Below are 24,980 nucleotides of genomic sequence, written 5' to 3'. Positions count from 1 at the left end.
CGTATATTCAAGCCCCTAAAAAGTGAACGCTTAGCCCCTTTATAACCTTGCTTCAAGCACAAGGTCAAACCCCTCTACATCCCACAACACGCGGATTTTCGCGCGTCCTCAAAGGGTCAGAACGATCTTTCCTATGTGCTGGCCTTGTTCCATCATTCGGTGGGCTTCGGCGGCGTCATCCAGGGCGAACGTGGCATGGATGACCGGTCTTATTTTACCATCTTCGATAAGCGGCCAGACGTTTTTTCTCAACGCATCGGCGATTTCCCCTTTGACGTCGATCGCGCGCGCGCGAAGGGTCGATCCGGTTAGCGTCAAGCGCTTGAGCATGACCGCCATAAGATCGACGGTAACTTTCGAGCCGTGCAGAAAGGCGATATTGACCAGGCGTCCGTCGGGGGCGAGCGCCTTGATGTTGCGTTGAACGTAATCTCCCCCGACCATGTCGAGGATAACGTTGACGCCCTTGCCGTCATTGAAGGTTTTGGCGTGCTCGACAAAGTCTTGGGTCGGATAGGTGATGGCGAGGTCCGCGCCCAGCTCGCGGCAAACTTGGCACTTTTCCTCGGTGGCGGCGGTGGTCATAACCTTTGCGCCGAAGTGGTGGGCCAGTTGAATGGCGGTGGTGCCGATCCCGCTGGAGCCGCCGTGGACAAGCAGCGTTTCCCCGGCGGTGAGCGCGGCGCGTTCGAAAATATTGTTCCAAACCGTGAAGTAAGTTTCGGGCAGGGCGGCGGCCTCGATATAGGTCAGGCCTTTGGGTATGGGCAAGCACTGGGGAGCGGGCGCGATGGCGTAGGCGCCGTAGCCGCCGCCCGTCAACAGCGCCGTGACTCGTGCGCCGAGGCTTGGCGTCGCGACGCCTTCGCCCACGGCGTCGATCGTTCCCGCCACTTCCAGACCGGGGATGTCACTGGCTCCCGGCGGGGGTGGATATTTCCCCTCGCGCTGTAGGATATCCGGACGATTCACGCCGGCGGCGGCGACCTTGATGCGCACCATGCCGGGGCCGGGGGAGGGGATGGGACGCTGGGCCGGGACCAGCATTTGCGGGCCTCCCGGTTGTTTTATTTCGATGCACCGCATCAGATTGCTCATCGTGAACGAACTCCTTGGGGAAATGCATTGAGGATGGGTGGCGAGGATGCCCCCCGGGGAGGCCGTCAGCGTACAGTCCAGGGGCTTGATCGGCAATGATTTGCTCGGTGATGGTGGCGTGTTCTCGCCCTGTGGGTTCACGCCGTGATCGTCATCGCGGGCGCTTACGGGCAATTTTTCTCCGCATCAATGCGCGCTTAACCGCCCCCCATGGACGACCGTCAATGGCCGCGAGGCCGATGCCGATCAACGCCATGCCGACGAGATGTTCGGGGCGTAGGTTTTCGCTAAGAAAAAGCACACCCAGAACGATTGCGCTGACCGGAATAAGAAAGGTGACCAACAGGAGGTTTGTCGCCCCGGCGGTGGCGAGAATGCGAAAATATAAGATATAGGCGAGCGCAGTCGAGAAAATGGCGATCCCAAACAGGGCCGCCGCGCCCCCCGGACTAGTGGTTTGAGTTTAACATTTGAGTCTGATGCTATTGGACACAAATGTGTGAAGAAATCAAACTGCAACAAAAAGATAGATAGTGGTCGGCCCGATGGTTCGCGGGAGCGAAACGTCGGAGTCGATCCACTAGGCGGTGGTAACGTCCAGGGACGGTCGATCAATCCCATCAACGGGAACAGCATCAGGCTCGACGCCGTCACCTGACCCGTCGCCGTGGCGATCGGCGCGATCCCCAGGGCGCGAAAGCGTCGCCCGTAAACACCGGCAAAGGCATAGGACAGCGCCGCGCCGAGGACCGCGATTTGGGCCACGACGTCAACGCCGAGCGCGTTTCGGGCCGTCTCCCCGATCATCGCCGCGACACCGAGGAGTCCGGCGGCGACGCCTATCAGACGGGATGGCGTTATCTTTTCGTCGTGGGTTAGCCGATGGCCGACAAGAACCGTGAAAAAGGGCGTCGCCGCGTTTAAAATCGCCGCCACGCCAGAGGAAATGTGTCCCAAACTCCAAACGATCAAGGTGAATGGTAGGACGTTGTTCAAAAACCCCATGATGAAAAAAGCCGACCACACCCGGCGGTTTCGGGGCATCTTCAAACCCCGGAGCCGCACGACGCCCCAAAGCGCCAAGGCGGCCAACGCCATCCGGCCGAAGACGATGGTTAGCGGCGGAAGCTCGCGAACGATAATCCCATTTAAAAAAAACGCGCCCCCCCAAAGCATGGAAAGGGCGACAAGCATGCCCCATTCGAGAGCCGACATTGACGCGTTGATCCGGGCGTGCGAAGACATCGAGTATCCTTATCTGTATCCGTGTCTGTATCCGTGCGTGGCGCGATGCGGAATCTGTTTTGCACGGCCTTGCGCGGTGGGGCATCCCGTTTCTTGCGTCTAAATTCAATAAATTTTGGGCGCAAAAGAAAAAGGCGCTTGATGCCCTCCGTCTTCCTGCGGTTCATAATGTACGGATGAATGGCGACGCGCGCGATGGGGCGGCGCTGTCGCGTTTATGCGAAAACCCAGCTAAGGGAGATAAGAGGGACGCGATGATGGATGAAGAAGAACAAACTTCCCGACGAGGGCGCCCACCACAAAAAAACTTGGATGAGATGTCGATCGAAGCCCTTCAGGGTTATTTGCTTGAACTCAAAGAAGAAATTGAACGTGTAACCAAGGTTATCGACGACAAGGTCCAGGCCCGTAGTGGCGCGGAAGCCTTTTTCAAAAACTGACGCCGACCACCTTGAATGCAACTTATAATATATTATTTTATTGCAAATGCCCGCACAGTTAAGTAATGATTAACCCGCGACACATACCCTGAGGCGGCGTCGGACGGGGTGTATTCGATACGCTCGACGCCTCCCTGTTAAACTCGCGCCACCCTCTATTCGGGTGGCGCCTTTTTCGCTTTGTTTCAAATTGTTTCAAATGGTCCTTGACCGACGCAGTTATATTTGGTTACAGTCGCAACTATAAACAATAAGAGTATGCGAGTTTAACAGGCTCGAGGGGTAAAGACAGGGTCGCCGTTGGCGGCCCTTCTTCTTTGGTTTGGAGATGGTTTTTTCCGCCCGTTCGGATGCCTTAATCTTGTCGTAAGACGCCGACCTTGAAGTATCCCCTGAAGCAAGCCCCCAGGAGTGTGTTATGGCGGCCAAAAATGATCGTTTTGTCCGGCGTGCCGATTTTCCCTTGATAACCGATGTTCAGACGCGTTGGGAAGACAACGACATGCTGGGGCATGTTAATAACGTCGTTTTTTATTCATATTTTCAAGCGGCGGTGATGCACTTGCTCGACGCCTGCCCCTTGGATTGGAGCGGCGCGCCTCAGGTCGCCTACGCCGCCGAAACGCAATGCCGTTTTTTTCGCCCCTTGAGCTATCCCGAGACGGTAGAGGCGGCGATCGGCGTCACCCGGCTGGGAAACACCAGCCTGAGCTATAAGGTGGCCCTGTTTTCCAAGGGAATCGAGGACGCGGCCGGAGTCGGACGCTTCGTTCATGTTATCGTCGATCGCAAAAGCGCAACCCCGTGTTCGATACCGGCCTATATGCGTGAGGCGCTCGAACGCTTTGTCATGAAAGGCGACGCGGAGCAATCCCAAACGATCGCCTGAAGGCAAGCCGTCGGGTCGAACGGGCACGCCCGCCCCAGCCGGACGGGCGGAACCCACCCGGCTGAGGCCGGTTTTATGGACAGTTCGGAAAGTTAGGCCAAAGAACTTAGACCGGCAATTAGTCCGGAGGGGTATCGTTCTTGGTACGGCAGGTGTTCATGCCAAAAATCGCATACGGTGGGCACCATCCGATCAAGGCCGTTCCCAGGGGGATCAATCCGACAAGCGCCCAATACCGCGCATTGCCTTCGAGGATAAAAAACAACGATAAGATCGCCAATCCCAAAATGATTCTGATGATGCGATCCGCGCCGCCAACATTCTTCTTCATTGCGTCCCTCTCTCATTTCAAATTGTACAAGATAAAACTATACAACTCGAAGAAAGAAAGGCCAATCGCCTCGTGCGCCCAACCGGCATATTCACGAGGAAGTGATCCCCCGTGGTGGGTGCAAAACCCAGCACGGGGGAGAAAAAGAGCCTCAAGGGCGCGATAAAGGCCCCAGTGGATCGATACCGACGTTTCGCGCCCGCGAACCATCGGGCCGACCACGATCCCTCTTTTTATTGCGGTTTGATTTGTTCACACGTTTGTGTCCAACGGCATCGGACACAAATGGTAAACGCAAACCACTAGGCGGCTTTGTTCTCAATGGATTTTTGAACGTTCCCGCCGGGCTTTGCCGTGATTTCTATTTTCCGCGGCTTCATTTCCTCGGGGACTTCTCGTTTAAGATCGATATGCAATAGGCCATTGGCCAAATCGGCGGCGACAACCTTGATGTGGTCGGCCAATTCGAATCGGCGTTCGAACGTTCGTCCCGCTATGCCACGGTGGAGGTACTTGACTTCCGCCTCGGGGTGATCTTGGCGACCGGAGACGACCAAGGTGCTTTCCTTGACCGTGACGTCCAGGTCGCCGGCGTCGAAACCCGCGACGGCCAGACTGATTCGATAGTCATTTTCGCTGCGCGCCTCGATATTATACGGCGGATAGGATTGGGTGGTCTCGTCCAATCGGCTGAGCGTATCCAGCTGGCGCTGCATGTGATCGAAACCGACGGCGAAACGGTGAAGTGGGGAAAGATCGATAGTACGCATTTCTGTTTCTCCTTTGATAAGCAAGATACATGTTCGGCCCACCAAAACGGCTGGGCGCGCGATTGCTCGCATTCAGGGATCCGAAAAATGGCATCGCTGAACAGTGCTGATGTATGAGGGTAATGATCCCCACGCAAGGGGGGGAGCGCTGAAAAGAGATGCGGCAAACGCGCCTGTGGCGTGCAAGCTTCCGGTCTTATGCGTTTGTCGGCGCCTTGGCGGGCGGCGCGGCGGGAGAAGAAGAGGCGCGCGTCTGCGCGGCCCCGTCAGTGAGCACAGTGGTCGCGTCGCTCGGTGTCGGGGAAGGCTGGGAGGCGATGGGGTCGGGGGACGCCTCCGGAAGACCGGCGGCCCGGGCCAACCGGGCGTTTTCCGCGGCGGCCTCTTTTTGCAGTACGGGAATGTCGGTCCGGCTATCCCAGACGACTTCGTATAGATAAGCGGGGCCGTCGATACCCTTCATCATGTACGGTCCGCGTTTGATAAATTGAATATCGCCGCCCTTGGACATGCCGTGGACGGTTTCGGAAACCAAAATCTGATCGGCCTGCGCCTTATCGACGATGCGCGCCGCCAACTGCACGGTAACGCCGTAAAGATCGTTCTCTTCGGCGAGGGCGCGCCCGACGTTGACGCCGATTTTTATTTTCAGTGGCGTATCGGTGTTATTCTGGTTGTGAAGAGCGACTTGGCGCTGTATCTCGGCGGTGGCGAAAACGCTTTTTTGCACGTTTTCGAACGAAGCCATGATGCCGTCGCCGGTGTGCTTGACCTCATGTCCGCCGGTGCGAGAAAGGATGTCGCGAACGATCGTATTATGGGCGCGTACGATTTCCTGGGCGCCTTTGTTTCCTTTTTCGTGAGTCATCGCGGTCGAGCCGACCAAGTCGGTGAACATCACGGTGACTTCTCTTTCCGGGTCGTCGGGTTCCTTCGGTTTGTTCCAGGCAAGCAGCGCGTTCGACAAGCCGGTTTCCTCGCCATTCATCGGCTTGCCATCACCGGGCGCGCCGAGATATTGGTTCATGTCGAGGCGTCCGGATTGAAACATTTGCATGTAGCGGCTGTCTTGCAAAAGGTAATCGTGGTAACGCTCGGAAAAGGTTTCGGCGTTTTCTTTTTTAAATCCCATGATTTGGACGCTTTCGCGCAGGATATGGGCGGTCGCGGCGGGCTCCAGTCCGCGTTCGCTTCCCAGCGTTTCTGACGCGCCGGCGAGGTAGAGATTGACCCCAAATTTGTTGTAAGTATCCATTTTTTTCTGGGCGGCGGTTAACGTGCCCAGTGCCTGTCCGAAGAAGGTCATCATTTGCGCCTTTTGTTTTTCAACGAAAGGCGTGAGTACGGGATCTTTTTCGGGCTCGGGCTCGGGCTCGGGTTCGGGTTCGGGTTCGGTGTCTTCCTCCGTCTCGGGTTCTTCGGTCTCGGCTTCCGCGTCTTCCTCTTCCTCTTTCTCGGTCTCGGGGGCTTCCTCGGTTTCGCTTTGCGCCTCTTCGTCGTCGGTGCTCGCCTCTTCCCGGTCGTCGTCGGTCTGCGCGGCCTCGTAGAGAGGTTTTTTCGGTTTTTTCTTGCGCGCGCGAGGGGCCTTCAGGTCATCCTTCGAAATGAAGGCGACGGCCGAGGACAGCAGAGTAAATAGGAAGAAAACAATAAAAAAACCGAGAAGGGCGTTCGAACGCGTTTGGCCGTAAAATGCAATACCGAAAATTTTCTCGGCGGGAAGCATTTCGCCGGCGATGATGGTGATCAAGGCGGCGACAACCATGCTAAACAACGTCACCAAGACCAATTTTGTGAAAAAACCCGGGCCACGTTTTTTACCGTTCTTGCTTGCGCCCCCCGAGGGGGTTAAGCCCAGGTCAATATCCACATCGGAGGCGGTGGAACGCGATTTCCAGTTTTGCTGCGCCCCGGCGCCCCGTGAAGCCCCCACCGAAGGCCCGCCCCAAAGACCGGAACCGGAGCCGCCGGTCATCATACGGGTATGTTTGTAAACGACGTGCTCGTGGCTTTCGCCGGTGCGAGAATTATAGACGTCGCTGACCACCTTGATATCGCCAAACCCCCGAATTTCCTGAAGTGATTTGGCTTCGTCTATGGCGTCTTCTTTTTGAGTGGCGGGGTATTGGGCATGAATCATCCACCGCCCAGATTGAAAAACCTGGATTTCATATGTCTTGGAGCCACTCTGGCCAGGGCGTTTCATTCTACCTCCGCTATGCGCGGTCTCGGCCGCAGTTCATGCACGGGTTCGTCAAGAGCACGTTGGATATGGGAATTGCGCGTAAGGATTTCATCGTTTGCGGTCGTGAAACGTTCCAATGAAATTTTTCGAGGAAAAAAACTTGGACGATTGTAGGTAAAAAGCCTTTCCCCGAGAACCTTATCCTCGCAACCTCCCAAAAGTAAATGGAGCTTCCGGTGCGGTCGCACGCCCGACTACCCTAGAGACAACGGAAAATGGCGCGAGGATAATCCACCCTCGCGCCATTTTTTATGTCCGTGCATGACTTCGATCAGTTTTTAATGCCGAAGTCTTTGAAACGCTTGTTGAATTTGGCCAATCGACCGCCGCTGTCCATAAGGCGATGCACGCCGGTCCAGGCGGGATGCGTTTTCGGATCGATGTCCAATTTCAAGGTATCCCCTTCGGCGCCCCAAGTGGATCGCGTCTTGAAGGAGGTGCCGTCGGTCATCACGACAGTGATTTCGTGATAGTCAGGGTGAATATTTTTTTTCATGAGTTCGCTCCGGAAACAAGGCGCTCTATATACCCAAGAGCAGGCTTGGGCACAAGGCTTTCCTGGCTTAATGCAAAGGTTTTTTCATCTCTTGCGCTGGAAAGGGGCGAAAGGGCACAATATTTTCACCGTTTCGATGCTTCCATCTCCCCAAAATGAAAGAGAAAATGACCATGGACGAAAAGACGTTTCATCTTCGCGCCGACGAGACCCTGGAAACCGTGTTCGATAAAATCGAAGCTCAGTTGGGTGACCGCGCGGATGTCGATTGGGAGGAGGGCATTCTTACCGTGGCATGGGATGGAGGGGAAACCTACGTCATCAACAAACATGCGCCCAATAGCCAAATATGGATGTCTTCTCCACTCAGTGGGGCTTCTCATTTTTCCTGGGACGCCGCCGCCGCGGCCTGGTGCAATACCCGCGGCGGAGAAGAGCTTTTGCAGACCCTGGAAGAGGAGTTGACGCGCACGGCCGGGGCGCGGGTGACGTTGCGTTAGCCCCGGATCGCGCGACAACGCGCCAGCGCCCGCACACGCCCCGCCCCCGCACACGCCTATGCGCCCGCCTACTCGCCTTGGGGCGGGTTCACGTTGACGGCGGCGCGCTTCGCCTCGATATTCGCCTTCATCGAGACAATGGCGATCACGCCGACCACAACCATGATGACCGCACCGCCATAATAGGGCCACGCCTTGCCCAGGGACGCAAACAGGAAACCGGCCCACAGCGGCCCTATGACGCGGGCCATAGTGGTCGCCGAGCGGGTCACGCCCATGGTCGAACCCTGATGAACATTGGTGACTTGAAGCGAAATCAAGCTGTTCAGCGAGGGGTTGATGACGCTGAATCCATAAGCGACGATGGTCATGGCGACCAGCAGAACCGGCAAACTGGTTGAAAAGGGGATGATCGCCATGCCGAGGGCCAAGGCGAACGCGCCCTGGATGATCAAATTCGCCTCGCCGAAACGTTTCGCCAGTCGACCGACCAGTCCGCCCTGAAGCAAGGCGGCCATGACGCCGATGTAGGCGAACAGGTAGCCATTTTGTTGCGGACCCCAGCCGAATTGACGGCGCGACCACATGGCGAAGGTGGTTTCCATGCCGGAAAAGACGAACGTGGCGAGAAACGACAGTCCGATCAGAAGCGCGATGTTGGGGATCGTGAGCGCGTCCTGGAATTGGGCCCAGCGGCTTTTCTTCGGTTGAGCACGGGCGTGGGCGCGGGCCTCGGCGGGGAGGGACTCCTTGAGAAAGATCGCGGTCATGATCAGGGCCAGACACGACAGCCCGGCGGCGGCGAGGGCCGGGCTTTGAAAGTCGGCGTTGACCGGGTCGGGGCCGGCCAGAATGCCGCCCAATGCCGGTCCGGCGATAAATCCAAGACCGAAGGCGGCCCCGATTAGACCCATGCCCCGGGCCCGATTTTCCGCGGTGGTGACATCGGCGATATAGGCGAAGGCGGTGGATATGTTGCCGGCCATCAAGCCGCCGAAGGCGCGCGCGGCGAACAACATCAACAGACTGCCGGCGAACGCCAAGCCGACGTAGGACAGAACCGCGCCGCCCAGGCTGAGAATGAGAACCGGCCTACGTCCGATACGGTCGCTCAATCCGCCCCAAAAGGGGGCGGCGATGAACTGGGTCAGCGAATAGATCGCCATCAACATCGCCACGGTGAACGGCGTTGCGGCGAAATGTTCGCCGTAGAACGGAAGCAGGGGAATGACCACGCCAAAACCGACCAAATCAATGAACACGATCAGAAAAAGAGTGAGAAGACCGGAACGCTTGGAGCGGTCGGATTTGGTTTTGTCGCGGGTCTGTGTTGGGCTCATTGTCGGCATAATCCAAATCTATGGGACAGGGGCCTGGCCTGGGTCGTGGGGTGGGGATGACCAAAGTCAGCGGACGATGTCCTGGGGTTTATCGGGGCGAAGGTCCCGTGCGAAAAAACCGTAGGCGCGGACGGTGGCTCATGGTGAGGTCCGCGCTGAGGGACGCCGGGAGGTTCGCGAGAATTTACATTAGGAACGCTCTAATTATTCAGAACCATCAGCGCTGTGTCAATTTAAGTTCGATGCGCCGGTTGCGTCGATAAGCGATTTCGTCGTCCCGATTGTCGATCGGCTGGTATTGGCCAAACCCGGCGGCGACCAGCCGGGAAGGTGGAATTCCCTTAGATATTAGATACTTAACGACGGATATCGCGCGCGCCGAGCTGAGTTCCCAATTCGATGCGAATTTATTGTTATGGATCGGCACCTTGTCTGTATGGCCATCGACGCGCAGCACCCAATCGATACCTTTGGGAATTTTTTGCGCCAATTCACGCAGGGTCGTCGCCAGTTTGTCCAACTGCGCCTGGCCGTTCGGGCCGATGTCGGCCTCGCCACTGGCGAATAGAACTTCCGATTGAAAAACGAAACGATCGCCGACGATGCGAATGCCCGCCTGATTGCCCAGAACTTGACGCAGGCGACCGAAAAACTCGGACCGATAGCGCGACAGTTCCTGGACCTTGGAGGCAAGCGCCGAATTCAGCCGTTTGCCGAGGGCGACGATTTGCACGTTTTGCGCCTTGGCGCGTTTTTCCGAAGCGTCCAGGGCGGCCGAGATCTGCGCCAGTTGGTCGCGTAGCGCCGCCATTTGTTGGTTCAGCAAGGCGACCTTGGCGCGCGCCGAGTTCGAGATGTCCTGTTCGCGCAGCAACGAACCCTTGGTTTCATCCAATTTCGAGGCCATCTGCGCGATCTTGCTTTCCAGATCCTTCTTCAGGGCCGAAAGGCTGGCGACGTCTCCGGAAAGCGCGGCGATTTTTTCCTGGGCCTTGGTGGTCGCCGTCTTCAGAGTGTCGCGTTCGGACAAGGTCGATTGGAGTTCCGTGCTGAGGTCGTTGACGTTGGCGCGCAGGGCCTGATTGCTCTTGCGCTCCAGGGCCAGAAGGTCGCTCAATTGCGAGACCTCGCCGCCGAGTTTCTTAAGTGCGCTTTCGCGTCCGCGCAGCGTCTCGCCCAACAGAATCTGGGCGAGAGCGAAAACCAAGACCAGAAACACCACGACCATCAACAGCGATGCTAAGGCATCGACGAACCCGGGCCAGGTGTTGGCGGTATAGCGGGATCTACGGGATAAACCGGGCATCGCGGATCACTCGTTCGAACGGGCGGCGATGGTGCGCGCCAGAAGTCGGAATTCCGAACGCAATTGTTCGACCAATTCGCTGCGCCCATTGCCGATTTCCTCAAGCAGGCGCGCCACGTAAACGTCCAGGTTGCGGATATGGGCGCGCGTAGCCCCGTCCATGGTCGCTTCGTCGCTTGTGGAGCGATCGACGATCTTGGTCAAAATGGCTTTCAACTCGATCTGATTTTCCGCCATTTTCTTCATCAGCATCTGTTCGGTCTGCATGAAGTCGTTAAGCACGCCCAGTTTGTCGGTCAACTGGATAAGATGGGTGTTGGCGGAAATACGGTTTTCCTCGCCGCGGGCGAGGGTGCGCTGCAAATTGTCCAGGCTGTCGGCGGATTGTTCGAGCAAGGCCTGCACATAGGCGGGCACCGATTGATCGCCTTCGATGCTCAACGATCCGCTGGACAGGCGGGTTAGGCTGGATAGCCAGTCTTCCAGTTCGGTGTAGAAGCGATTCTGCGCCTGCCCCGCCTGAAGATCGAGGAAACCCAGGATCAAAGATCCCGCCAACCCGAAAAGAGAGGACGAAAAGGCGGTTCCCATGCCGGTGAGCGGCGCTTCGAGGCCGCTTTTCAGATCGGCGAAAACACGGGTGACGTCGCCGCCGCCGACATTCAGTCCGGCGATCACGTCGCGAATCGCCCCCACGGTGGACAGCAGCCCCCAGAAGGTGCCGAGAAGACCGAGGAAAATCAGCAGCCCAATGGTGTAGCGTGCGATATCTCGGGTTTCCTCCAGGCGTGAGGCGATCCCGTCCAACAGCGATCGCATCGACAGGGTGGACAGGCTGATCGAATCGCGTTTTTCCCCGAGCATGGTGGCCATTGGGGCGAGCAAACGGGGCGGCGTTTGCGAGGAGACGGACGATTGGTTGGTGCGAAAATTTTCAATCCATTCGATTTCCGGGACAATCGAAAAAACCTGCCTGAAGTTGTAAACCGCGCCCAGGATGAACACGCCGACGATCATGCCGTTGAGTGGCGGATTGCCCATGAACGCCGATTTTAGAGGCACGTACAAGACGGCGGCCGCGACGGCGACAACCATCAAAAACATAATCATGCGTATGAAATACAAACGGGGCCGACTCATCGAGGGCGTCTCCTTGGAGGTTGACGTCGTATGTGTCCCGTGTCCCGTCGGCTTCGTCGCGCGGGCTTGGGGCCGTGCTTGTGGGGTAGGCGGCGGTCTCCCCCCGAGCGGGTCAAAATTAACGTTCCACGATTGTGATATCGACCCGGTTCGGATCGCCCTTCGAAGATTTATCGCCCAGCGCACGGACATCGATACGGGTGCTGCGCACGCCGCTTTGAATCAGGTGCGAGCGTACGCTCAAAGCGCGCGAGAGAGAAAGTCGGCGCGCCTTGCTGGCGTTTAAATCCGCGCCGCCGGCATAGGCCAGAAGCTGCAGACGCAAGGCGTCGTTCCCTTTCATTCTTTGCGCCAATGTCCCGAGAGCGTTCAAAGCGTCGTCGGGAATTTTGGTTTGTTCGGGAGGGAACAGGACCTGCATCGTGTTGCCCTTCACGACGGCGTCCGGCGATGGGGGTGTCGCCGTTTGTTGTTCCGGCGCGGTTTTCGGCGTCAGCCGGGCCTGCAAGGAACCGTCGAGCGCGCCCGTGGCGGGCGTCGCCTGCGCGGATTGTGTGGAAGGTGCGCCCGTGGCGGGTTTTTTCGGGGGCGGCGGAATATCGAGTACGACGGAAGGCGATGGCTGGGACGGCGGCGGGGGCACGTTTAAACCGCCTTGCGGAAGATGGGTGGTGGACGGTTCCGTGGACGGCGAGCTCTCCCCCATGGGGGCGGCGGGGGCGGCGGGGGCGGAGCTGGGCGCGCCGGGAGCCGGGAGCCGTTTCATTGCTTGGGGCGCGATGGGCGCTGTGGGCGCCATGGGTGTCGGTGGCGTCGGGAGCGCTTTCACCGTGTTTTCCGTCGCCGCTCCGGTCTTTTTCTGGGCGCTTATGTGCGGTGATGTCGGCGCTGTGGGCGTCTGAACGGAAGGTGTCGCGATGGAAGGGCTCGCGATGGAAGGGCTATGGACCGCGGTTTCCGTCGAGTTCAGTGCGGTCATCCGATCTGCGGCGGGTGCGCCCTTCGTCGTCGCGACGGAGGGCGGCATTGGCGCGGGTTCCGGAGCCTTGGCGATGACCGGAACGGGCGGTATAGCGGAGGCGGGCGCGTCGGGCGCACCCGACGTTGGTTGTGCCGGCCTTTGCACCGTGGCGGGGGGCGTCGGTGTCTCCGGAACGGGCATCTTCGGCGTTTCCGAGAGCGTGATCGGCGCCGGTTTTTCGCCGGGCTTTGGCGGTGCGATCGTGACTGTGTCCGATGCCACCCGGGTAGGAGGCGATTCTTCTGTCGGAGGGGTCGCCAGGGCAACCGGTCGTGGCGCCAAATGTCGAGGTGCGACAATCCTAACCGGCTTTTTCGGCTGTACCAGCAATTGGGAAACCGGCATCTTCGCTCCAGGCATGCGGTGAGGAAGAGCATTGTCCATTGGGGTCGGCGAAACGCCCGCGCCGGGAACCCGTCCACCGTCGGTCAAGACGCTGAGGTCAACGACCACGCTGGGGTCGCTGACATCGACCGTGTTTTCTTGCGCCCATGCCGAGGGAACGAAAGATCCCGGCCCCCCGCTCAGGGTAACGCCCTGGACCGTCAAAACGCCCGCCACCAAAAGGGCCTTTAGCGAAACGTCCGCCACCACGACGCCTAAGGATTTATACATGAACGCGCTCCGGGCTTTGCGCACGCCGAAAACCCTAATTTTGGAAGGTATCACCACCGCATCCGTCTTCATTGCATCCGCCATAAGTCGATCGCTCCCCCTAAAACGAAGTCTTTCACGCCTTTACCCCTCCGTCAACGCGCCGCCGGCCCGTCGCGCAGCCCCCGCCGGGGCGATGCGTCTGTCGTGATCACACGACCGTCCGGCGTGTGCGCCATTGTTTACCGTTTTTGTCGCCTCCGCAACATTACCAACACTAGGTGCGGGTTGCGTATGGTTTTCACACTAACGGACCTTACCCAAGGGGAAAGGGTGAGACAACAGATTAACGCCACGCCACGCGTCGCAGTTTGGCCGGCATTGACGGCAAAAATATGACAGGGCGTCGGCGCATAAAACTTCTATGAACATTGGGAGCATTGGGCGTTCGGCCCGGGATAAGCTCAGGGCGCTCACCTAGCGAAGAAGGCGCGTAAGCGGTTCGTGAAGATTGGCGTTGGCGGCGATCACCGATCCATTCGACAGCATGTCCTTGGTTCCGTCGATGTCGCAAACATATCCTCCGGCCTCGCGCACCAGAACGATTCCCGCGGCGATATCCCACGAACACAGACCGGCTTCCCAATATCCCTCGTAGCGTCCGGCGGCGACGTAGGCGAGGTCCAGGGCGGCCGACCCGAAACGGCGCACGCCGGCCGTTTGGTTCATGACCGCCTCCAAACGGCTCAGAAACTGGGCGTCCTTGTTGGCGCCGAGGAACGGGATACCCGTGGCGAATAGAGATTCTTGGAGGTTCGCCCGCGCCGAGACCCGTAGCCGCCGACCGTTTAGGAAAGCGCCCTGGCCTTTTTCGGCCCAAAACATTTCATCGCTGATCGGGTTGTAGACGACCCCGGCATGGGGCGCGCCATCACGCACCAGGGCGATCGAAATTGCGAAGTGGGGAATGGCGTGAAGGAAGTTCGTGGTGCCGTCGAGGGGATCGACGACCCAGGTGTTGGAACTGTCCTTACCCTTGACCACGCCGCTTTCTTCCATGACGAAGCCATAGGTCGGGCGCGCCTTGGCCAGTTCGTCGCGGATCGTCTTTTCGGCGGTATGGTCGGCGGTGCTGACAAAATCGGCAGGTCCCTTACGAGAAACTTGAAGATTTTCGACTTCGCCAAAATCACGGACCAGTTTGCGCGATGCTTTCGTCGCGGCGCCGGCCATGACATTGATAAGGGCGGAACGTGGGTGGGCCATTGCGTGCCTTCTCTGTTTTCTACAAGTTCAAATATTTTAGCGGCGTTTGTCGCCGAAGGGGATGCGCGATGCGCCGGTATGCCTAATCCTTGGCGCGCTCGACGTAGGACCCGTCGGCCGTGTTGATGATCACCCGCGTGCCGGTTTCGATATGCGGCGGCACCAAGGTGCGCACGCCGTTTTCCAACAGAGCCGGCTTATAGCTCGACGATGCGGTTTGCCCTTTAACGACGGCGTCGGCCTCGACGATATCCAGGGCGACGGTGTCGGGCAACTGCATCGCGATCGGGTCGTCGTCATGGCTTTCGATGGTGACGGTCATGCCTTCTTGGAGATAGGGGGCCTGATCTTCGCCGATCAAATCGCCGCTTAGGGTGATTTGATCGTAGGTTTCGGTATCCATGAAGGTGAACATATCGCCTTCGGAAAAAATAAACTGATAATCCTTTTGATCGAGGCGCGCGCGTTCGACCGTTTCGGACGACCGAAAGCGGTCGTTTAGTTTGGTTCCGCTGCGGATGTCTTTTAATTCGACTTGGAGATACGCCCCGCCCTTACCGGGTTGGGTGTGTTGAATTTTAACCGCACGCCAGAGGCGGCCTTGATGTTCGATGACCATGCCGGGGCGGATGGCGTTACCGTTGATCTTCATGCTCTGATCCCGTGAAAGCCTTGATGCGTTGTCGTCAATGTATCCGAAGGCGCGGAAGCTATCATCACGTTTGACGATAAGCAAGTTCGCTAAACCGCCGAAGACACCCTATCCACGGTAAAAAGCTAGGCGGAATGGGATGCGGGGCGAATCAGGGAATGTCGCTGTCGGACACGACGCGGTTTTTACCCTTGCGTTTGGCGTTGTACATCGATTGGTCGGCGCGGAAAATCATTTTATGGGGGTTGTCGCCCGCGCGAAAGGATGAAACCCCGATGGATAGGGTGACTTTTCCTAGTTCCTCGCCGGTTTCTTTGTTGCGGATCGTACGCTGTTCGAGTCCGCCGCGGACGTTATCGGCCACATGCATGGCGTTGGCGTTGGTGGTGTTGGGCAAAATCGCAGCGAATTCATCTCCGCCCCAACGCGCGATAATGTCGCTGCCCTTGAGATTTCGAGCGAAATTTTCCGCCACCAGACGCAATACCTGATCGCCGACGTGGTGGCCGAGGGTGTCGTTGATCGATTTGAAATTGTCGATATCCGCCAGCAGGACGGAAATTTGATTGTTGAATTCGCTGATCTTGCCCAAGAACAGCTTCAAGGCCTCCTCGAATTTACGCCGGTTTCCGATGCCTGTCGTCGGATCGACCATGGCTTCCAGCTTGGTTTTTTCCAATTGCCGGTTCAGGTGGATAATTTCCTTGCCGTATGCGGTAATACGCTTCTCGAAGGCATGACCGATATTGACGATATCGGAGACCTGAGTGTGGATCGTGCTCAGCAATTGGGCTATGGGATCGCCGGTTTTATTGGGTTGCGCATCTTCATGGCTTTCGTTGAGGAAGAGTCTGTTTTCCGCCGCAACGTTCTCGATCGCCGCGATGACGTCTTCCAAGCCATGGGTAATTCGGCCAGCGCTGCCCTTCAGTTCTTCAATACCGCGCTCGAAGCTGTTTTTTTGCTGGTCCATTATCCATCCTGTAGGGCAAAGAAAGGGGGAGGTAAGATGAAGCTATGCCAGCGCCCGGCACACAGTGTCATTTTGCACCAAGGCTGTCCATAAGTTCATTGAAAAGGCGCACGGCCCGGGCGGGGCCTTGGGGGTGGCTCCAAATGCCGTTGCTGACGGCAAGGAAATCGGCTCCCGCTTCGATCAATGGCGTGCAATTTTCGGTCGTGATTCCGCCAATGGCGACGCAAGGTACTTGCGTGGCGGTACTCCAAATTTGCAGCAATTGCGGCTCGGCGGTCGTCTTTGGGGTTTTTGTCCGGGTGTCGTAAAAGGCCCCGAAGGCGACGTAATCGGCGCTCTGTTCGGCGGCCAACATCGCGAGGTGGCGCGAATTGTGGCAGGTCGCGCCGATGATGGCCTCCTCGCCCAGGATATCGCGCGCCCGGACGATGGAGACGTCGTCTTGACCCAGGTGAACGCCGTCGGCTCCACTCTTTTTGGCGATATCGGGGCGGTCATTGACGATCCAGGCGACATCGTGGCGGTGCGCGATCGGCATTAAAATTTCGCAGGCGTCGAGAAGTTCCCGGTCGGAAACGTCCTTCAAGCGCAATTGAACGCAGGCGACGTCGCCCGCTTGGAGAGCCGACGAGAGAACGGGGGCGAATGCGGTGGGAGCCAGGGTGGGAGGGGTGATAATATAAAGCCGGGATCTCATCGCGAGGGGGGTCTTCCTGTGCGCGGGGAGCGCCATTCTCGCACCCCTCTTTTTATGTCTCCATCAAACCACTATACGAGGGGATTGATCAAGGCTCGGTGCGAAAATGCAGATGGCGAGGGTAAAAACGGAGGCCGAAAGCGCCCTGTTACGGGGTCGGAAGACATCAAAGATCGGCTTAAAGGCCCTTCGTCCGAGATCGACTTTTGACACAAAAGCGGGGCCGTTAGGCCCCGCTTGAGTTTTTGTGACGTTGTAAAAGGAACCGTTATCCGACGTTATGCAAGGCGACGGCGGTGTCGGACATGCGGTTGGAGAAGCCCCACTCGTTATCGTACCACGACACCACGCGCACGAAGTCGCCCTCGCCCATGACTTGGGTCTGGGTGGCGTCGAAGATCGAACTGTGAGGGTTGTGGTTGAAATCGACCGACACCAAGGGCGCGGTGTTGTAAGCCAAGACGCCCTTGAGGTGGCCTTCGGCGGCGGCCTTGATGGCGGCGTTGACGTCTTCGACCGAGGTGTTTTTCATCGGCACGAATTTCAAATCAACCATCGAGACGTTCGGCGTCGGCACGCGCACCGAGGAGCCGTCGAGCTTACCGTTCAGTTCCGGCAGCACCAAGCCGACGGCCTTGGCCGCCCCGGTCGAGGCGGGGATCATCGACAGCGATGCGGCGCGGGCGCGGCGCAGATCCTTGTGCAGGGTATCCACGGTGCGCTGATCGCCGGTGAAGGAGTGGATGGTGGTCATGTAACCCTGCTTGATGCCGATCGCCTTATTCAAGACGTCGGCCACGGGGGCCAGACAGTTGGTGGTGCACGAGGCGTTGGAAACGACTTTGTGCTCGGCGGTCAATTTGTCATGGTTGACGCCATAGACGACGGTCAGGTCGGCGCCGGAGGCGGGCGCCGAAACCAAGACCTTTTTAGCGCCGGCGTTCATGTGTACGGCGGCTTTGTCGCGGGCGGTGAAAATGCCGGTGCATTCATACACGATGTCCACGTTCAGATCCGCCCATGGCAGGGCGGAGGGGTCGCGTTCGGCGATGACCCGGGTTTTTTTGCCGTTAACGACCATGCTGTCGCCTTCGACGTGAACGTCGGCGGGCAAGGTTCCGTGCACGGAATCGTATTTTAAAAGGTGGGCGTTGGCGTCAACCGAACCCAGGTCGTTAATGCCCACGACCTCGATATCCGTGCGCCCGGATTCGACCAAGGCGCGAAACGCCAAGCGTCCAATCCGTCCAAAACCATTAATAGCAACGCGAACCGCCATACCGTCCTCCTGAATAAATGTTGCGGCAGAAAAATACCATGAAGCCTTAAATCAATTTGCCGTTTTCTAGCACAAACGGATGGTTATCACGAACACTCTCGTGGGGAGGCTGCAAACCCACCTTAAAGTGTGGCATTCGCGAGGCGTCAAACACAATCAAAAAAACACGTGGGGTTGGGCGAGCGGTTGGGGGAAAACCCGGATCACTCGGCGCAGGGCTGTTGACGCTTACGATGGGGAAACTTACTGTTACGATTGTATTGCAGAAGATTCGTTCCAGTGACCATCATGGCGTCGCGGTCTTCGGGAGATCCCACCCGAGGGAATTTCCTTTCCGTGTAACGTGGCGCCATGTCGGGCCGGTTGGCGTGTTCGCCCGGTTCCGTAATGGGCTGATGGGGTGTCATGCGGTCGCGGCAAAGAGTGCTTTTCATGACGACCGCCCGCTATACGAACAAGCATAAGGGGGAAGCCTTACCGTGAGTGATGTCGCAACATCAATGGGGACGGGTCTCGTCGCTGAAAGAACCGCCACCGCGCGGCCCGGCGCCGGACAAGATGGTAAGGATGCGTCCGAAACCTCCGAGGATGCGCAGACGATGGACGCCCAGGTTTCCGACGCCCAGGTTTCCGACGTCAAGGCGCGCCTGGAGAGCGCCTTGGCGCGCCTTGAGAACGCCTTGCACGAGAAAGCGGAGCGCGACCTTGCGACGGGAAGTGACCCCGCGGACGGCGGGCTCAAGAATGGCGGCGTGTCGGCGGAACTGCAGCGCCGGCTTGACGTCCTGACGACAGAAAACGATCGGCTTCAGCGTAAGCACCAACTGCTGGGCGAGCGCTTGGACGCGACGATCGACCGGATTAAACGCCTGATGCAAGGATAAGCCGCCGCCATGGCCCAAGTCGCGATAACGATTAATGACCAACCCTATAAGATCGCCTGTGATGACGGACAGGAAAGCCACCTCTTGGATTTGGCCGATTATGTCGGCAAGCGGGTCGATCAACTCGCCGCGGCCGTCGGTGATGTCGGGGAAAGTCGCCTGCTGGTGATGACCTGCTTGCTTATCGCCGACGAATTGAGCGACGCTTTTCGGGAAGTCGAGGCGTTGCGCGCCGGGACCGCGGGGGGCGGCGTTGCCCCCGCGCCGAAAGACCCGTCTTCCGCGGTCGAGAAGGGTGCGGACGGCGTGCCGGTCGATGTCGCTACCCTGGATTTTTGGGCCGGGCGGATCGAAAAGATTGCGCGGCGGATCGAACAGTCATAGATACTAGGGCAGGGGCGGTGCTGTGGAGTGCGTTAGGCCATTTTTCCCTGGGGCTTTCTTTCTCTAGGGAGCTGTCCCTGTCGGACCCCTGGGTTCGGTATATGGCGCCCACCTGCACATGCAGGCCACAGAGGATCTATCGTGCCGACGGCTCATATGGCTCCGCCCTGTTTTTCGTTCCGCCTTACGCCCGGGAGGGTTCGTGACGTTGGGTGACGCTTCCCCTTCTCCCCTTGATGCCGCAAAGACGTTGTTGCGCGCCCAGGCGCGGGCGCGGCGCGAAGAGATCGCCCCGGATGCGCGCGCCCGGGCCAGCCGGCGGCTGTGCGCCCGTTTCCTGGCGATGATGGCGGACGGGGTCATTCCCTTGCGAACGGGCGAAAGCATTGGCGGCTATTGGCCGATGGGCGCCGAAGTCGATCTGCGTTCCTTGTATGAACGCCTGGCCAAGCGGGGCCATTTTCTTGCGCTGGCGCGCGTGCGGACCCGGGACGCGCCCTTGGAGTTTCGTCGCTGGCGACCGGGGGACCCCTTGGAAACAGGCGTTTACGGCACGTCTCATCCTCTCGACGGTGCGCCATTGGTATTTCCCCGACTCGTATTGGCGCCGCTGCTGGCGTTCGATCGCTTGGGGGGGCGTTTGGGCTATGGCGGGGGGTATTACGATCGCACCCTTGAAAAAGATCGCAAAACCGGCGATATCACGGCGGTGGGCGTCGCCTTCAGCGCCCAGGAAGTCGCGCGTGTTCCGGTGGATCGGCGCGATCAACCGCTCGACTGGATCGTGACCGAAAAAGAGGCCATTCAAAAACCATGAAAATTTTATACTGCGGCGACGTCGTCGGACAGTCCGGGCGGCGGGCGGTGATCGACCACGTGCCGACGCTGCGCCGGGAACTCGATCTCGATTTCGTTATCGTCAACGCCGAAAACGCGGCCCATGGCTTTGGTTTGACCGGGAAAATCTGCCAGGGGTTCTATGACATCGGGGTCGATGCGATTACCACCGGTAACCACGTTTGGGATCAGCGTGAGATTATCGACTACATCGCCCGCGATCCGCGTCTGCTCCGACCGTTGAACTATCCGGAAGGAACGCCGGGGCGGGGCTGGAACATATACGACGTCGCAGGCGGGGCGAAAATCATGGTGGCGCAGGTGATGGGGCGTTTGTTCATGGACCCCTTGGACGATCCTTTCGCGGGCGTCGATATTGCGCTTTTGAATAAACGCCTGGGCCACGGCGTGGCGGCGATCATTGTCGATATCCATTGCGAGGCGACCAGCGAGAAGATGAGCATGGGGCATTACCTGGACGGTCGGGTTTCCGCCGTGATCGGCACCCACAGTCACGTTCCCACGGCGGATGCGCAGATTTTGCCGGGGGGGACGGCATACCAGACCGATGCCGGTATGTGTGGGGATTACGATTCGGTGATCGGCATGGTTAAGGATGGGGCGATCTCGCGATTTCTCAAAAAAATACCGTCGGCCCGCCTGCAACCGGCCTTGGGTGAAGCGACCCTGTGCGCGGTATATATCGAGACCGACGATGCCAGCGGCCTCGCCCGCGTCGTCGCGCCGCTCCGCCGGGGCGGGCGTCTGGCGTCGTGCACGCCGCAGGGCGGCTGAATACGCTGGTCGCGAAATAGATACGGATTGAAAACGCCCCAATGCTGCCATATTGCTCTGGCAGCTTAAGGGCTGTATTGAATGGCCGTTATCCCCCCCTACCGCGTGCGGAAACATGGTATATAAAGCGATCATTAGGGAAAGGGTTCCCGATTCCGTGGCGCTCCGCCGAGAGCGCGGTGGGGGTTGCAGTGACGTTAGACAGAGAAAAGAGACATGGCCGGTCATTCCAAGTTTAAGAACATCATGCACCGCAAGGGCGCGCAGGACGCCAAGCGGGCGAAAATTTTCGCCAAGCATGCACGTGAAATTTTCGTAGCGGCGAAGTCGGGCTTGCCCGACCCCGACCAAAACGCCAGTTTGCGCGGCGCGGTGATCGCGGCGCGCGCGGTCAATATGCCCAAGGACAACATCGACCGCGCGATCAAAAAAGCCGCCGGCGGCGATGGCGAAATGTACGAAGAGGTGCGCTACGAAGGCTATGGGCCGGGCGGCGTCGCGATGATTGTCGAGGTGTTGACCGATAACCGCAACCGCAGCGCTTCGGACGTGCGGTCCGCCTTCACCAAGCACGGCGGCAACCTGGGTGAAACGGGCAGCGTCGGGTTCATGTTCGATCGCGTAGGTGTGGTGCGCTTCGCCGTCGGCGTGGCCGATGGCGATACCGTCTTCGAAGCCGCCCTTGAAGCTGGCGCGGATAACGTGACCAGCGACGAGGAGGGCCACGAGATCACGTGCGCTCCGGACGATTTCAGCGCCGTGCGCGATGCCCTGACGGAGCGTTTCGGCGACCCCGAAGAGGCCAGTTTGGATTGGAAGCCGACAACCACGACCGAGGTGGACGAAAGCACGGCGCAGACCTTGTTCAAGTTGATCGACGTGCTTGAAGACAACGACGACGTTCAACGCGTGGCGGCCAATTTCGAAGTGTCCGACGAGGTGATGGAAAGGTTGAGCGCCTAACGACATCGGGCGACACGACGCCCGGGAGGATCCTGGGAGGGTGTTGCAACACGCCGCGGCCGCGGGCCGGGCGCTGAAGGAGCGGTTGAAGACGATATGCGGTTAATCGGACTTGATCCTGGGCTTCAACATACCGGATGGGGCGTGATCGACGTGGAGGGCAATCGGTTGCGCTATGTCGCCGACGGCGCGGTATCGACCGACAGGACCCGATCCTTGCCCGACCGTTTGGTGCAATTGTTCGAGGGCGTCGCCGCGGTGATCGCGCGCTTCACCCCCGACGAGGCGGCGGTCGAGGAGACGTTCGTCAATAAAAACCCGTCCTCGACCCTGAAGCTGGGGCAAGCCCGCGGCATCGTCTTGCTGGTTCCCGCGCAGGCGGGTCTTGTGGTCGGCGAGTATTCGCCCAACCTGATCAAGAAAACCGTCGTCGGCGGTGGTTTGGCGGGTAAGGCGCAGGTCCAGATGATGGTCAAGACCCTGCTGCCCGGCTATACCTTTTCCGGCGCCGACGCCGCCGATGCGTTGGCGGTGGCGATCTGCCACGCCCATCACCGTGAAACCGCCAGGCGCGTCGCGGTCGGTAGCGGGGCAATAGGTAGCAGGGCAATACCGGTAGCGGGGCGGGAAACCGGGGGCGGCGCGTGGCGCGAAGAGGGTGGGGCGATGATCGCGAAACTTAGCGGAACGATAGACCAACTGGGCGACGACTGGACGATTGTCGATGTCGGGGGTGTCGGCTATTTGGTGTTTTGCTCGGGGAAAACCCTGTCGCGGCTGTTCGTCGGCGAACCCGCGCGCCTCAGCATCGAAACCCATGTTCGCGAAGATCATATCCATTTGTACGGCTTTTACGATGCGCACGAGCGGGACTGGTTCAAATTGTTGACCACCGTTCAGGGGGTCGGGGCGAAAGTGGCGCTGGGAATCTTATCGGCTTTGTCGGGGGATGAATTGACGCACGCCATCGCCGCCGCCGATAAGGCGGCGATTTCCCGCGCGCCCGGCGTCGGCCCCAAGCTGGCGGCGCGCATCGCCAGCGAATTGAAGGACAAGGTCGCCAAACTGACTTTGGGTATGGCGCCCTCCGGCGCTTCGCAAAAAAGCCCTCCCCCGCTCGGTGCGGGCGGTGATGACGCCGCCCTGCGCGACGCCGTTTCGGCGTTGGTCAATCTGGGTTACGGCGCGTCCGATGCGCTGGGCGCAGTGGCGCACGCGGCTTCGACGTTGGAGGATCCGCCACGGGTGGAGGATCTGATCCGCCTGGGTTTGGGTGAGCTTGGCCTGAAAGAGGGGCTGTGATGGTCGATGAGGATCGCCTGGTGGCGCCTGCTCCGCAGGGGGATGATTTCGGCGAAGTCAGCCTGCGTCCGACCAGCTTGGACGATTTTGTCGGCCAGCGCCCGGTCTGCGAAAATTTGAAAATTTTTATCCAGGCCGCGCGCGCGCGCGCCGAGGCGATGGACCACACCCTGTTTTACGGTCCGCCCGGCTTGGGAAAGACGACATTGGCGCAAATCGTCGCCCGCGAACTGGGGGTCGGTTTTCGCGCGACCTCCGGGCCGGTGATCGCCAAGGCCGGCGATTTGGCGGCGATCTTGACCAATTTGCAACCCCGGGACGTTCTGTTCATTGACGAAATTCACCGCCTTAACCCGGTGGTCGAGGAAATTCTCTATCCCGCGATGGAGGATTTCCAACTCGACCTGATCATCGGCGAGGGCCCGGCGGCGCGGTCAGTGCGCATCGACCTGCCGCCGTTCACCCTGGTGGGGGCGACCACCCGTTCGGGCCTGATCACCACGCCGCTGCGCGAGCGCTTCGGCATACCGCTGCGCATGATGTTTTATTCGCCCGAGGAACTGATCGGCATCATCAAACGCGGGGCGCGGTTGCTGGACGTGGAGATGACCGAGGACGGCGCGATGGAGATCGCACGGCGCGCCCGCGGCACGCCCCGGGTGGCCGGACGCCTGTTGCGCCGGGTTCGCGATTTCGCCGGCGTCGCCGAGAATACCCTAGTTGATGAGACCGTGGCCGACGGCGCGCTCAACCGTCTCGAAGTCGATAAGGCCGGGTTGGATGGCATGGATCGGCGCTATTTGATATGCATCGCCGAAAATTACGGCGGCGGGCCGGTTGGCGTCGAAACCTTGGCGGCGGCGCTGTCCGAACAGCGCGACACCATAGAGGAGGTGATCGAGCCGTATTTGATTCAGCAAGGGTTTTTATTGCGCACCCCGCGTGGACGCGCCTTGGCGCCGGGGGCCTATGGGCATCTGGGCTTGAATTTTCCGGCCTCCGGGGCGCAACTCGAATTGATCGGCCAGGACGATGACTAAGACGTTAAACAAAGAAATGTCCGACCCGCGGCTCGGCGCAAGGGGCGTGTTCGTGCTGCCGGTGCGCGTTTATTACGAAGACACCGACGCCGGCGGCGTCGTTTATTACGCCAATTATTTAAAATTCGCCGAGCGCGCGCGCAGCGAAATGTTGCGCCGACTGGGCATTGAAAACGCCACTCTGCAAGAGCGCCATCGTTTGACCTTTGTCGTGCGCTCCGTGTCGGCGCAGTATTTCAAGCCGGCGCGCCTGGACGACCTGCTGGATGTCGGGTTGCGCCTGACCAAGGTCGGCGGGGCCTCGCTGGAGGGGGTGCAGTCGATCCGCCGGGACGGCGAGGAACTGGTGCGTCTTGAAATTCGCCTGGGGTGCATGAAGCTGGATGGCGGTCCGGGGCGCATGCCCGAGGCGATCCGGCGCAAGCTGCAAGATTTTATTAAAGCCTGATGAGAGATGATCGGGCGATGCGCAACGCACGCCCCGTTACCG

27 protein-coding genes, 1 other RNA gene and 2 pseudogenes are annotated in these 24,980 nt (G+C 59.1%); 13 read left to right on the top strand and 17 right to left on the bottom strand.

The annotated features are described in order from the left end of the window. Positions 1 to 108 precede the first annotated feature (108 nt). The 3 genes and pseudogenes from P3M64_RS05500 to P3M64_RS05490 form a co-directional block, all read right to left on the bottom strand. The gene (locus tag P3M64_RS05500; protein WP_165886294.1) at positions 109 to 1,098 is read right to left on the bottom strand and encodes an NAD(P)H-quinone oxidoreductase; all 990 of its coding nucleotides are present in this window, start codon (positions 1,096 to 1,098) and stop codon (positions 109 to 111) included. A 151-nt stretch (positions 1,099 to 1,249) separates the two neighbouring features. Beyond that, entirely contained in the window at positions 1,250 to 1,489 is a 240-nt protein-coding gene (locus P3M64_RS05495) for an EamA family transporter (RefSeq protein WP_322111249.1), read from the bottom strand. A gap of 473 nt (positions 1,490 to 1,962) precedes the next feature. Continuing rightward, a pseudogene (locus tag P3M64_RS05490) lies at positions 1,963 to 2,274 on the bottom strand (EamA family transporter); the annotation flags it as partial. Between the two features lie 128 nt (positions 2,275 to 2,402). On the opposite strand from P3M64_RS05490, the gene P3M64_RS05485 reads away from it, so the two are divergent. Next, positions 2,403 to 2,783, top strand: a complete 381-nt coding sequence (locus P3M64_RS05485) for a DUF1192 domain-containing protein (protein ID WP_243644753.1) — start codon at positions 2,403 to 2,405, stop codon at positions 2,781 to 2,783. 418 nt (positions 2,784 to 3,201) lie between these two features. Beyond that, positions 3,202 to 3,672: an acyl-CoA thioesterase gene (locus tag P3M64_RS05480; protein ID WP_132938842.1), complete on the top strand. Its 471-nt coding sequence runs from the start codon at positions 3,202 to 3,204 to the stop codon at positions 3,670 to 3,672. A 118-nt stretch (positions 3,673 to 3,790) separates the two neighbouring features. On the opposite strand, the gene P3M64_RS05475 is transcribed toward P3M64_RS05480, so the two are convergent. From P3M64_RS05475 to rpmE, 4 genes are all read right to left on the bottom strand, one after another. Next, a complete protein-coding gene (locus P3M64_RS05475; protein WP_132938843.1) occupies positions 3,791 to 4,003 on the bottom strand; it encodes a YgaP family membrane protein in 213 nt (70 codons plus the stop codon). Positions 4,004 to 4,305: 302 nt separating this feature from the next. Then, positions 4,306 to 4,773 carry an Hsp20 family protein gene (locus tag P3M64_RS05470; RefSeq protein WP_132938844.1) on the bottom strand — a complete coding sequence of 156 codons (468 nt, stop codon included), beginning with the start codon at positions 4,771 to 4,773 and terminating at the stop codon, positions 4,306 to 4,308. Between the two features lie 196 nt (positions 4,774 to 4,969). Then, entirely contained in the window at positions 4,970 to 6,979 is a 2,010-nt protein-coding gene (locus P3M64_RS05465) for an adenylate/guanylate cyclase domain-containing protein (RefSeq protein WP_165886287.1), read from the bottom strand. Positions 6,980 to 7,289: 310 nt separating this feature from the next. Next, the gene (gene rpmE, locus P3M64_RS05460) at positions 7,290 to 7,514 is read right to left on the bottom strand and encodes a 50S ribosomal protein L31 (protein ID WP_132938847.1); all 225 of its coding nucleotides are present in this window, start codon (positions 7,512 to 7,514) and stop codon (positions 7,290 to 7,292) included. Positions 7,515 to 7,687: 173 nt separating this feature from the next. Between rpmE and cyaY the strand changes: the two genes are divergently transcribed. Continuing rightward, positions 7,688 to 8,014, top strand: coding sequence for an iron donor protein CyaY (gene cyaY / locus P3M64_RS05455; protein ID WP_165886288.1), 327 nt, complete (start codon positions 7,688 to 7,690; stop codon positions 8,012 to 8,014). 68 nt (positions 8,015 to 8,082) lie between these two features. On the opposite strand, the gene P3M64_RS05450 is transcribed toward cyaY, so the two are convergent. The 10 genes from P3M64_RS05450 to P3M64_RS05405 all read right to left on the bottom strand — a co-directional run bounded on the left by P3M64_RS05450 (position 8,083) and on the right by P3M64_RS05405 (position 18,719). Further along, a complete protein-coding gene (locus P3M64_RS05450; RefSeq protein WP_165886289.1) occupies positions 8,083 to 9,354 on the bottom strand; it encodes an MFS transporter in 1,272 nt (423 codons plus the stop codon). Between the two features lie 217 nt (positions 9,355 to 9,571). Beyond that, positions 9,572 to 10,660 (bottom strand): peptidoglycan -binding protein, encoded by a 1,089-nt coding sequence (locus P3M64_RS05445; RefSeq protein ID WP_132938850.1) that lies wholly within the window; start codon positions 10,658 to 10,660, stop codon positions 9,572 to 9,574. A 6-nt stretch (positions 10,661 to 10,666) separates the two neighbouring features. Then, positions 10,667 to 11,800: a flagellar motor protein MotA gene (locus P3M64_RS05440; RefSeq protein ID WP_132938851.1), complete on the bottom strand. Its 1,134-nt coding sequence runs from the start codon at positions 11,798 to 11,800 to the stop codon at positions 10,667 to 10,669. Positions 11,801 to 11,918: 118 nt separating this feature from the next. Then, positions 11,919 to 13,436 (bottom strand): OmpA family protein, encoded by a 1,518-nt coding sequence (locus tag P3M64_RS05435; protein WP_132938852.1) that lies wholly within the window; start codon positions 13,434 to 13,436, stop codon positions 11,919 to 11,921. Positions 13,437 to 13,892: 456 nt separating this feature from the next. Beyond that, entirely contained in the window at positions 13,893 to 14,681 is a 789-nt protein-coding gene (locus P3M64_RS05430) for an inositol monophosphatase family protein (protein WP_132938853.1), read from the bottom strand. 82 nt (positions 14,682 to 14,763) lie between these two features. Beyond that, positions 14,764 to 15,333 (bottom strand): elongation factor P, encoded by a 570-nt coding sequence (efp, locus tag P3M64_RS05425; RefSeq protein ID WP_132938854.1) that lies wholly within the window; start codon positions 15,331 to 15,333, stop codon positions 14,764 to 14,766. 151 nt (positions 15,334 to 15,484) lie between these two features. Beyond that, entirely contained in the window at positions 15,485 to 16,306 is an 822-nt protein-coding gene (locus tag P3M64_RS05420) for a GGDEF domain-containing protein (RefSeq protein WP_132938855.1), read from the bottom strand. 67 nt (positions 16,307 to 16,373) lie between these two features. Further along, a complete protein-coding gene (gene thiE / locus P3M64_RS05415; protein ID WP_132938856.1) occupies positions 16,374 to 17,006 on the bottom strand; it encodes a thiamine phosphate synthase in 633 nt (210 codons plus the stop codon). 268 nt (positions 17,007 to 17,274) lie between these two features. After that, positions 17,275 to 18,285, bottom strand: a complete 1,011-nt coding sequence (gene gap, locus P3M64_RS05410) for a type I glyceraldehyde-3-phosphate dehydrogenase (RefSeq protein ID WP_132938857.1) — start codon at positions 18,283 to 18,285, stop codon at positions 17,275 to 17,277. A gap of 203 nt (positions 18,286 to 18,488) precedes the next feature. After that, positions 18,489 to 18,719, bottom strand: a complete 231-nt coding sequence (locus tag P3M64_RS05405) for a hypothetical protein (RefSeq protein WP_132938858.1) — start codon at positions 18,717 to 18,719, stop codon at positions 18,489 to 18,491. Positions 18,720 to 18,764: 45 nt separating this feature from the next. Between P3M64_RS05405 and P3M64_RS05400 the strand changes: the two genes are divergently transcribed. The 10 genes and pseudogenes from P3M64_RS05400 to ybgC all read left to right on the top strand — a co-directional run bounded on the left by P3M64_RS05400 (position 18,765) and on the right by ybgC (position 24,938). Next, positions 18,765 to 19,169, top strand: coding sequence for a hypothetical protein (locus tag P3M64_RS05400; protein WP_132938859.1), 405 nt, complete (start codon positions 18,765 to 18,767; stop codon positions 19,167 to 19,169). Positions 19,170 to 19,178: 9 nt separating this feature from the next. Then, positions 19,179 to 19,553, top strand: a complete 375-nt coding sequence (locus P3M64_RS05395) for a cell division protein ZapA (protein WP_132938860.1) — start codon at positions 19,179 to 19,181, stop codon at positions 19,551 to 19,553. A gap of 14 nt (positions 19,554 to 19,567) precedes the next feature. Beyond that, positions 19,568 to 19,720: non-coding RNA, 6S RNA (ssrS, locus tag P3M64_RS05390), on the top strand. Positions 19,721 to 19,755: 35 nt separating this feature from the next. Next, entirely contained in the window at positions 19,756 to 20,370 is a 615-nt protein-coding gene (locus P3M64_RS05385) for a 5-formyltetrahydrofolate cyclo-ligase (protein ID WP_243644754.1), read from the top strand. After that, complete coding sequence (locus P3M64_RS05380) at positions 20,367 to 21,185, top strand: TIGR00282 family metallophosphoesterase (RefSeq protein WP_132938861.1); 819 nt, start codon at positions 20,367 to 20,369, stop codon at positions 21,183 to 21,185. Before P3M64_RS05385 ends, P3M64_RS05380 begins: the two co-directional genes overlap by 4 nt. Before the next feature lie 216 nt (positions 21,186 to 21,401). Next, positions 21,402 to 22,148, top strand: coding sequence for a YebC/PmpR family DNA-binding transcriptional regulator (locus P3M64_RS05375; RefSeq protein WP_132938862.1), 747 nt, complete (start codon positions 21,402 to 21,404; stop codon positions 22,146 to 22,148). Between the two features lie 96 nt (positions 22,149 to 22,244). Continuing rightward, positions 22,245 to 22,748 (top strand): annotated as a pseudogene (gene ruvC, locus P3M64_RS05370) (crossover junction endodeoxyribonuclease RuvC); the annotation flags it as partial. 66 nt (positions 22,749 to 22,814) lie between these two features. Continuing rightward, positions 22,815 to 23,450: a Holliday junction branch migration protein RuvA gene (ruvA, locus tag P3M64_RS05365; RefSeq protein ID WP_132938864.1), complete on the top strand. Its 636-nt coding sequence runs from the start codon at positions 22,815 to 22,817 to the stop codon at positions 23,448 to 23,450. Then, positions 23,450 to 24,490 carry a Holliday junction branch migration DNA helicase RuvB gene (ruvB, locus tag P3M64_RS05360; RefSeq protein ID WP_132938865.1) on the top strand — a complete coding sequence of 347 codons (1,041 nt, stop codon included), beginning with the start codon at positions 23,450 to 23,452 and terminating at the stop codon, positions 24,488 to 24,490. Before ruvA ends, ruvB begins: the two co-directional genes overlap by 1 nt. Continuing rightward, complete coding sequence (gene ybgC, locus P3M64_RS05355) at positions 24,483 to 24,938, top strand: tol-pal system-associated acyl-CoA thioesterase (RefSeq protein WP_243644755.1); 456 nt, start codon at positions 24,483 to 24,485, stop codon at positions 24,936 to 24,938. Before ruvB ends, ybgC begins: the two co-directional genes overlap by 8 nt. The last annotated feature ends 42 nt before the right edge of the window (positions 24,939 to 24,980 follow it).

The organism is Varunaivibrio sulfuroxidans, from assembly GCF_029318635.1.
Classification (GTDB): Bacteria; Pseudomonadota; Alphaproteobacteria; order Rhodospirillales; family Magnetovibrionaceae; genus Varunaivibrio; species Varunaivibrio sulfuroxidans.
The sequence above is the reverse complement of the archived record's forward strand: the minus strand, read 5'-3'. Positions and strand labels throughout refer to the sequence as shown.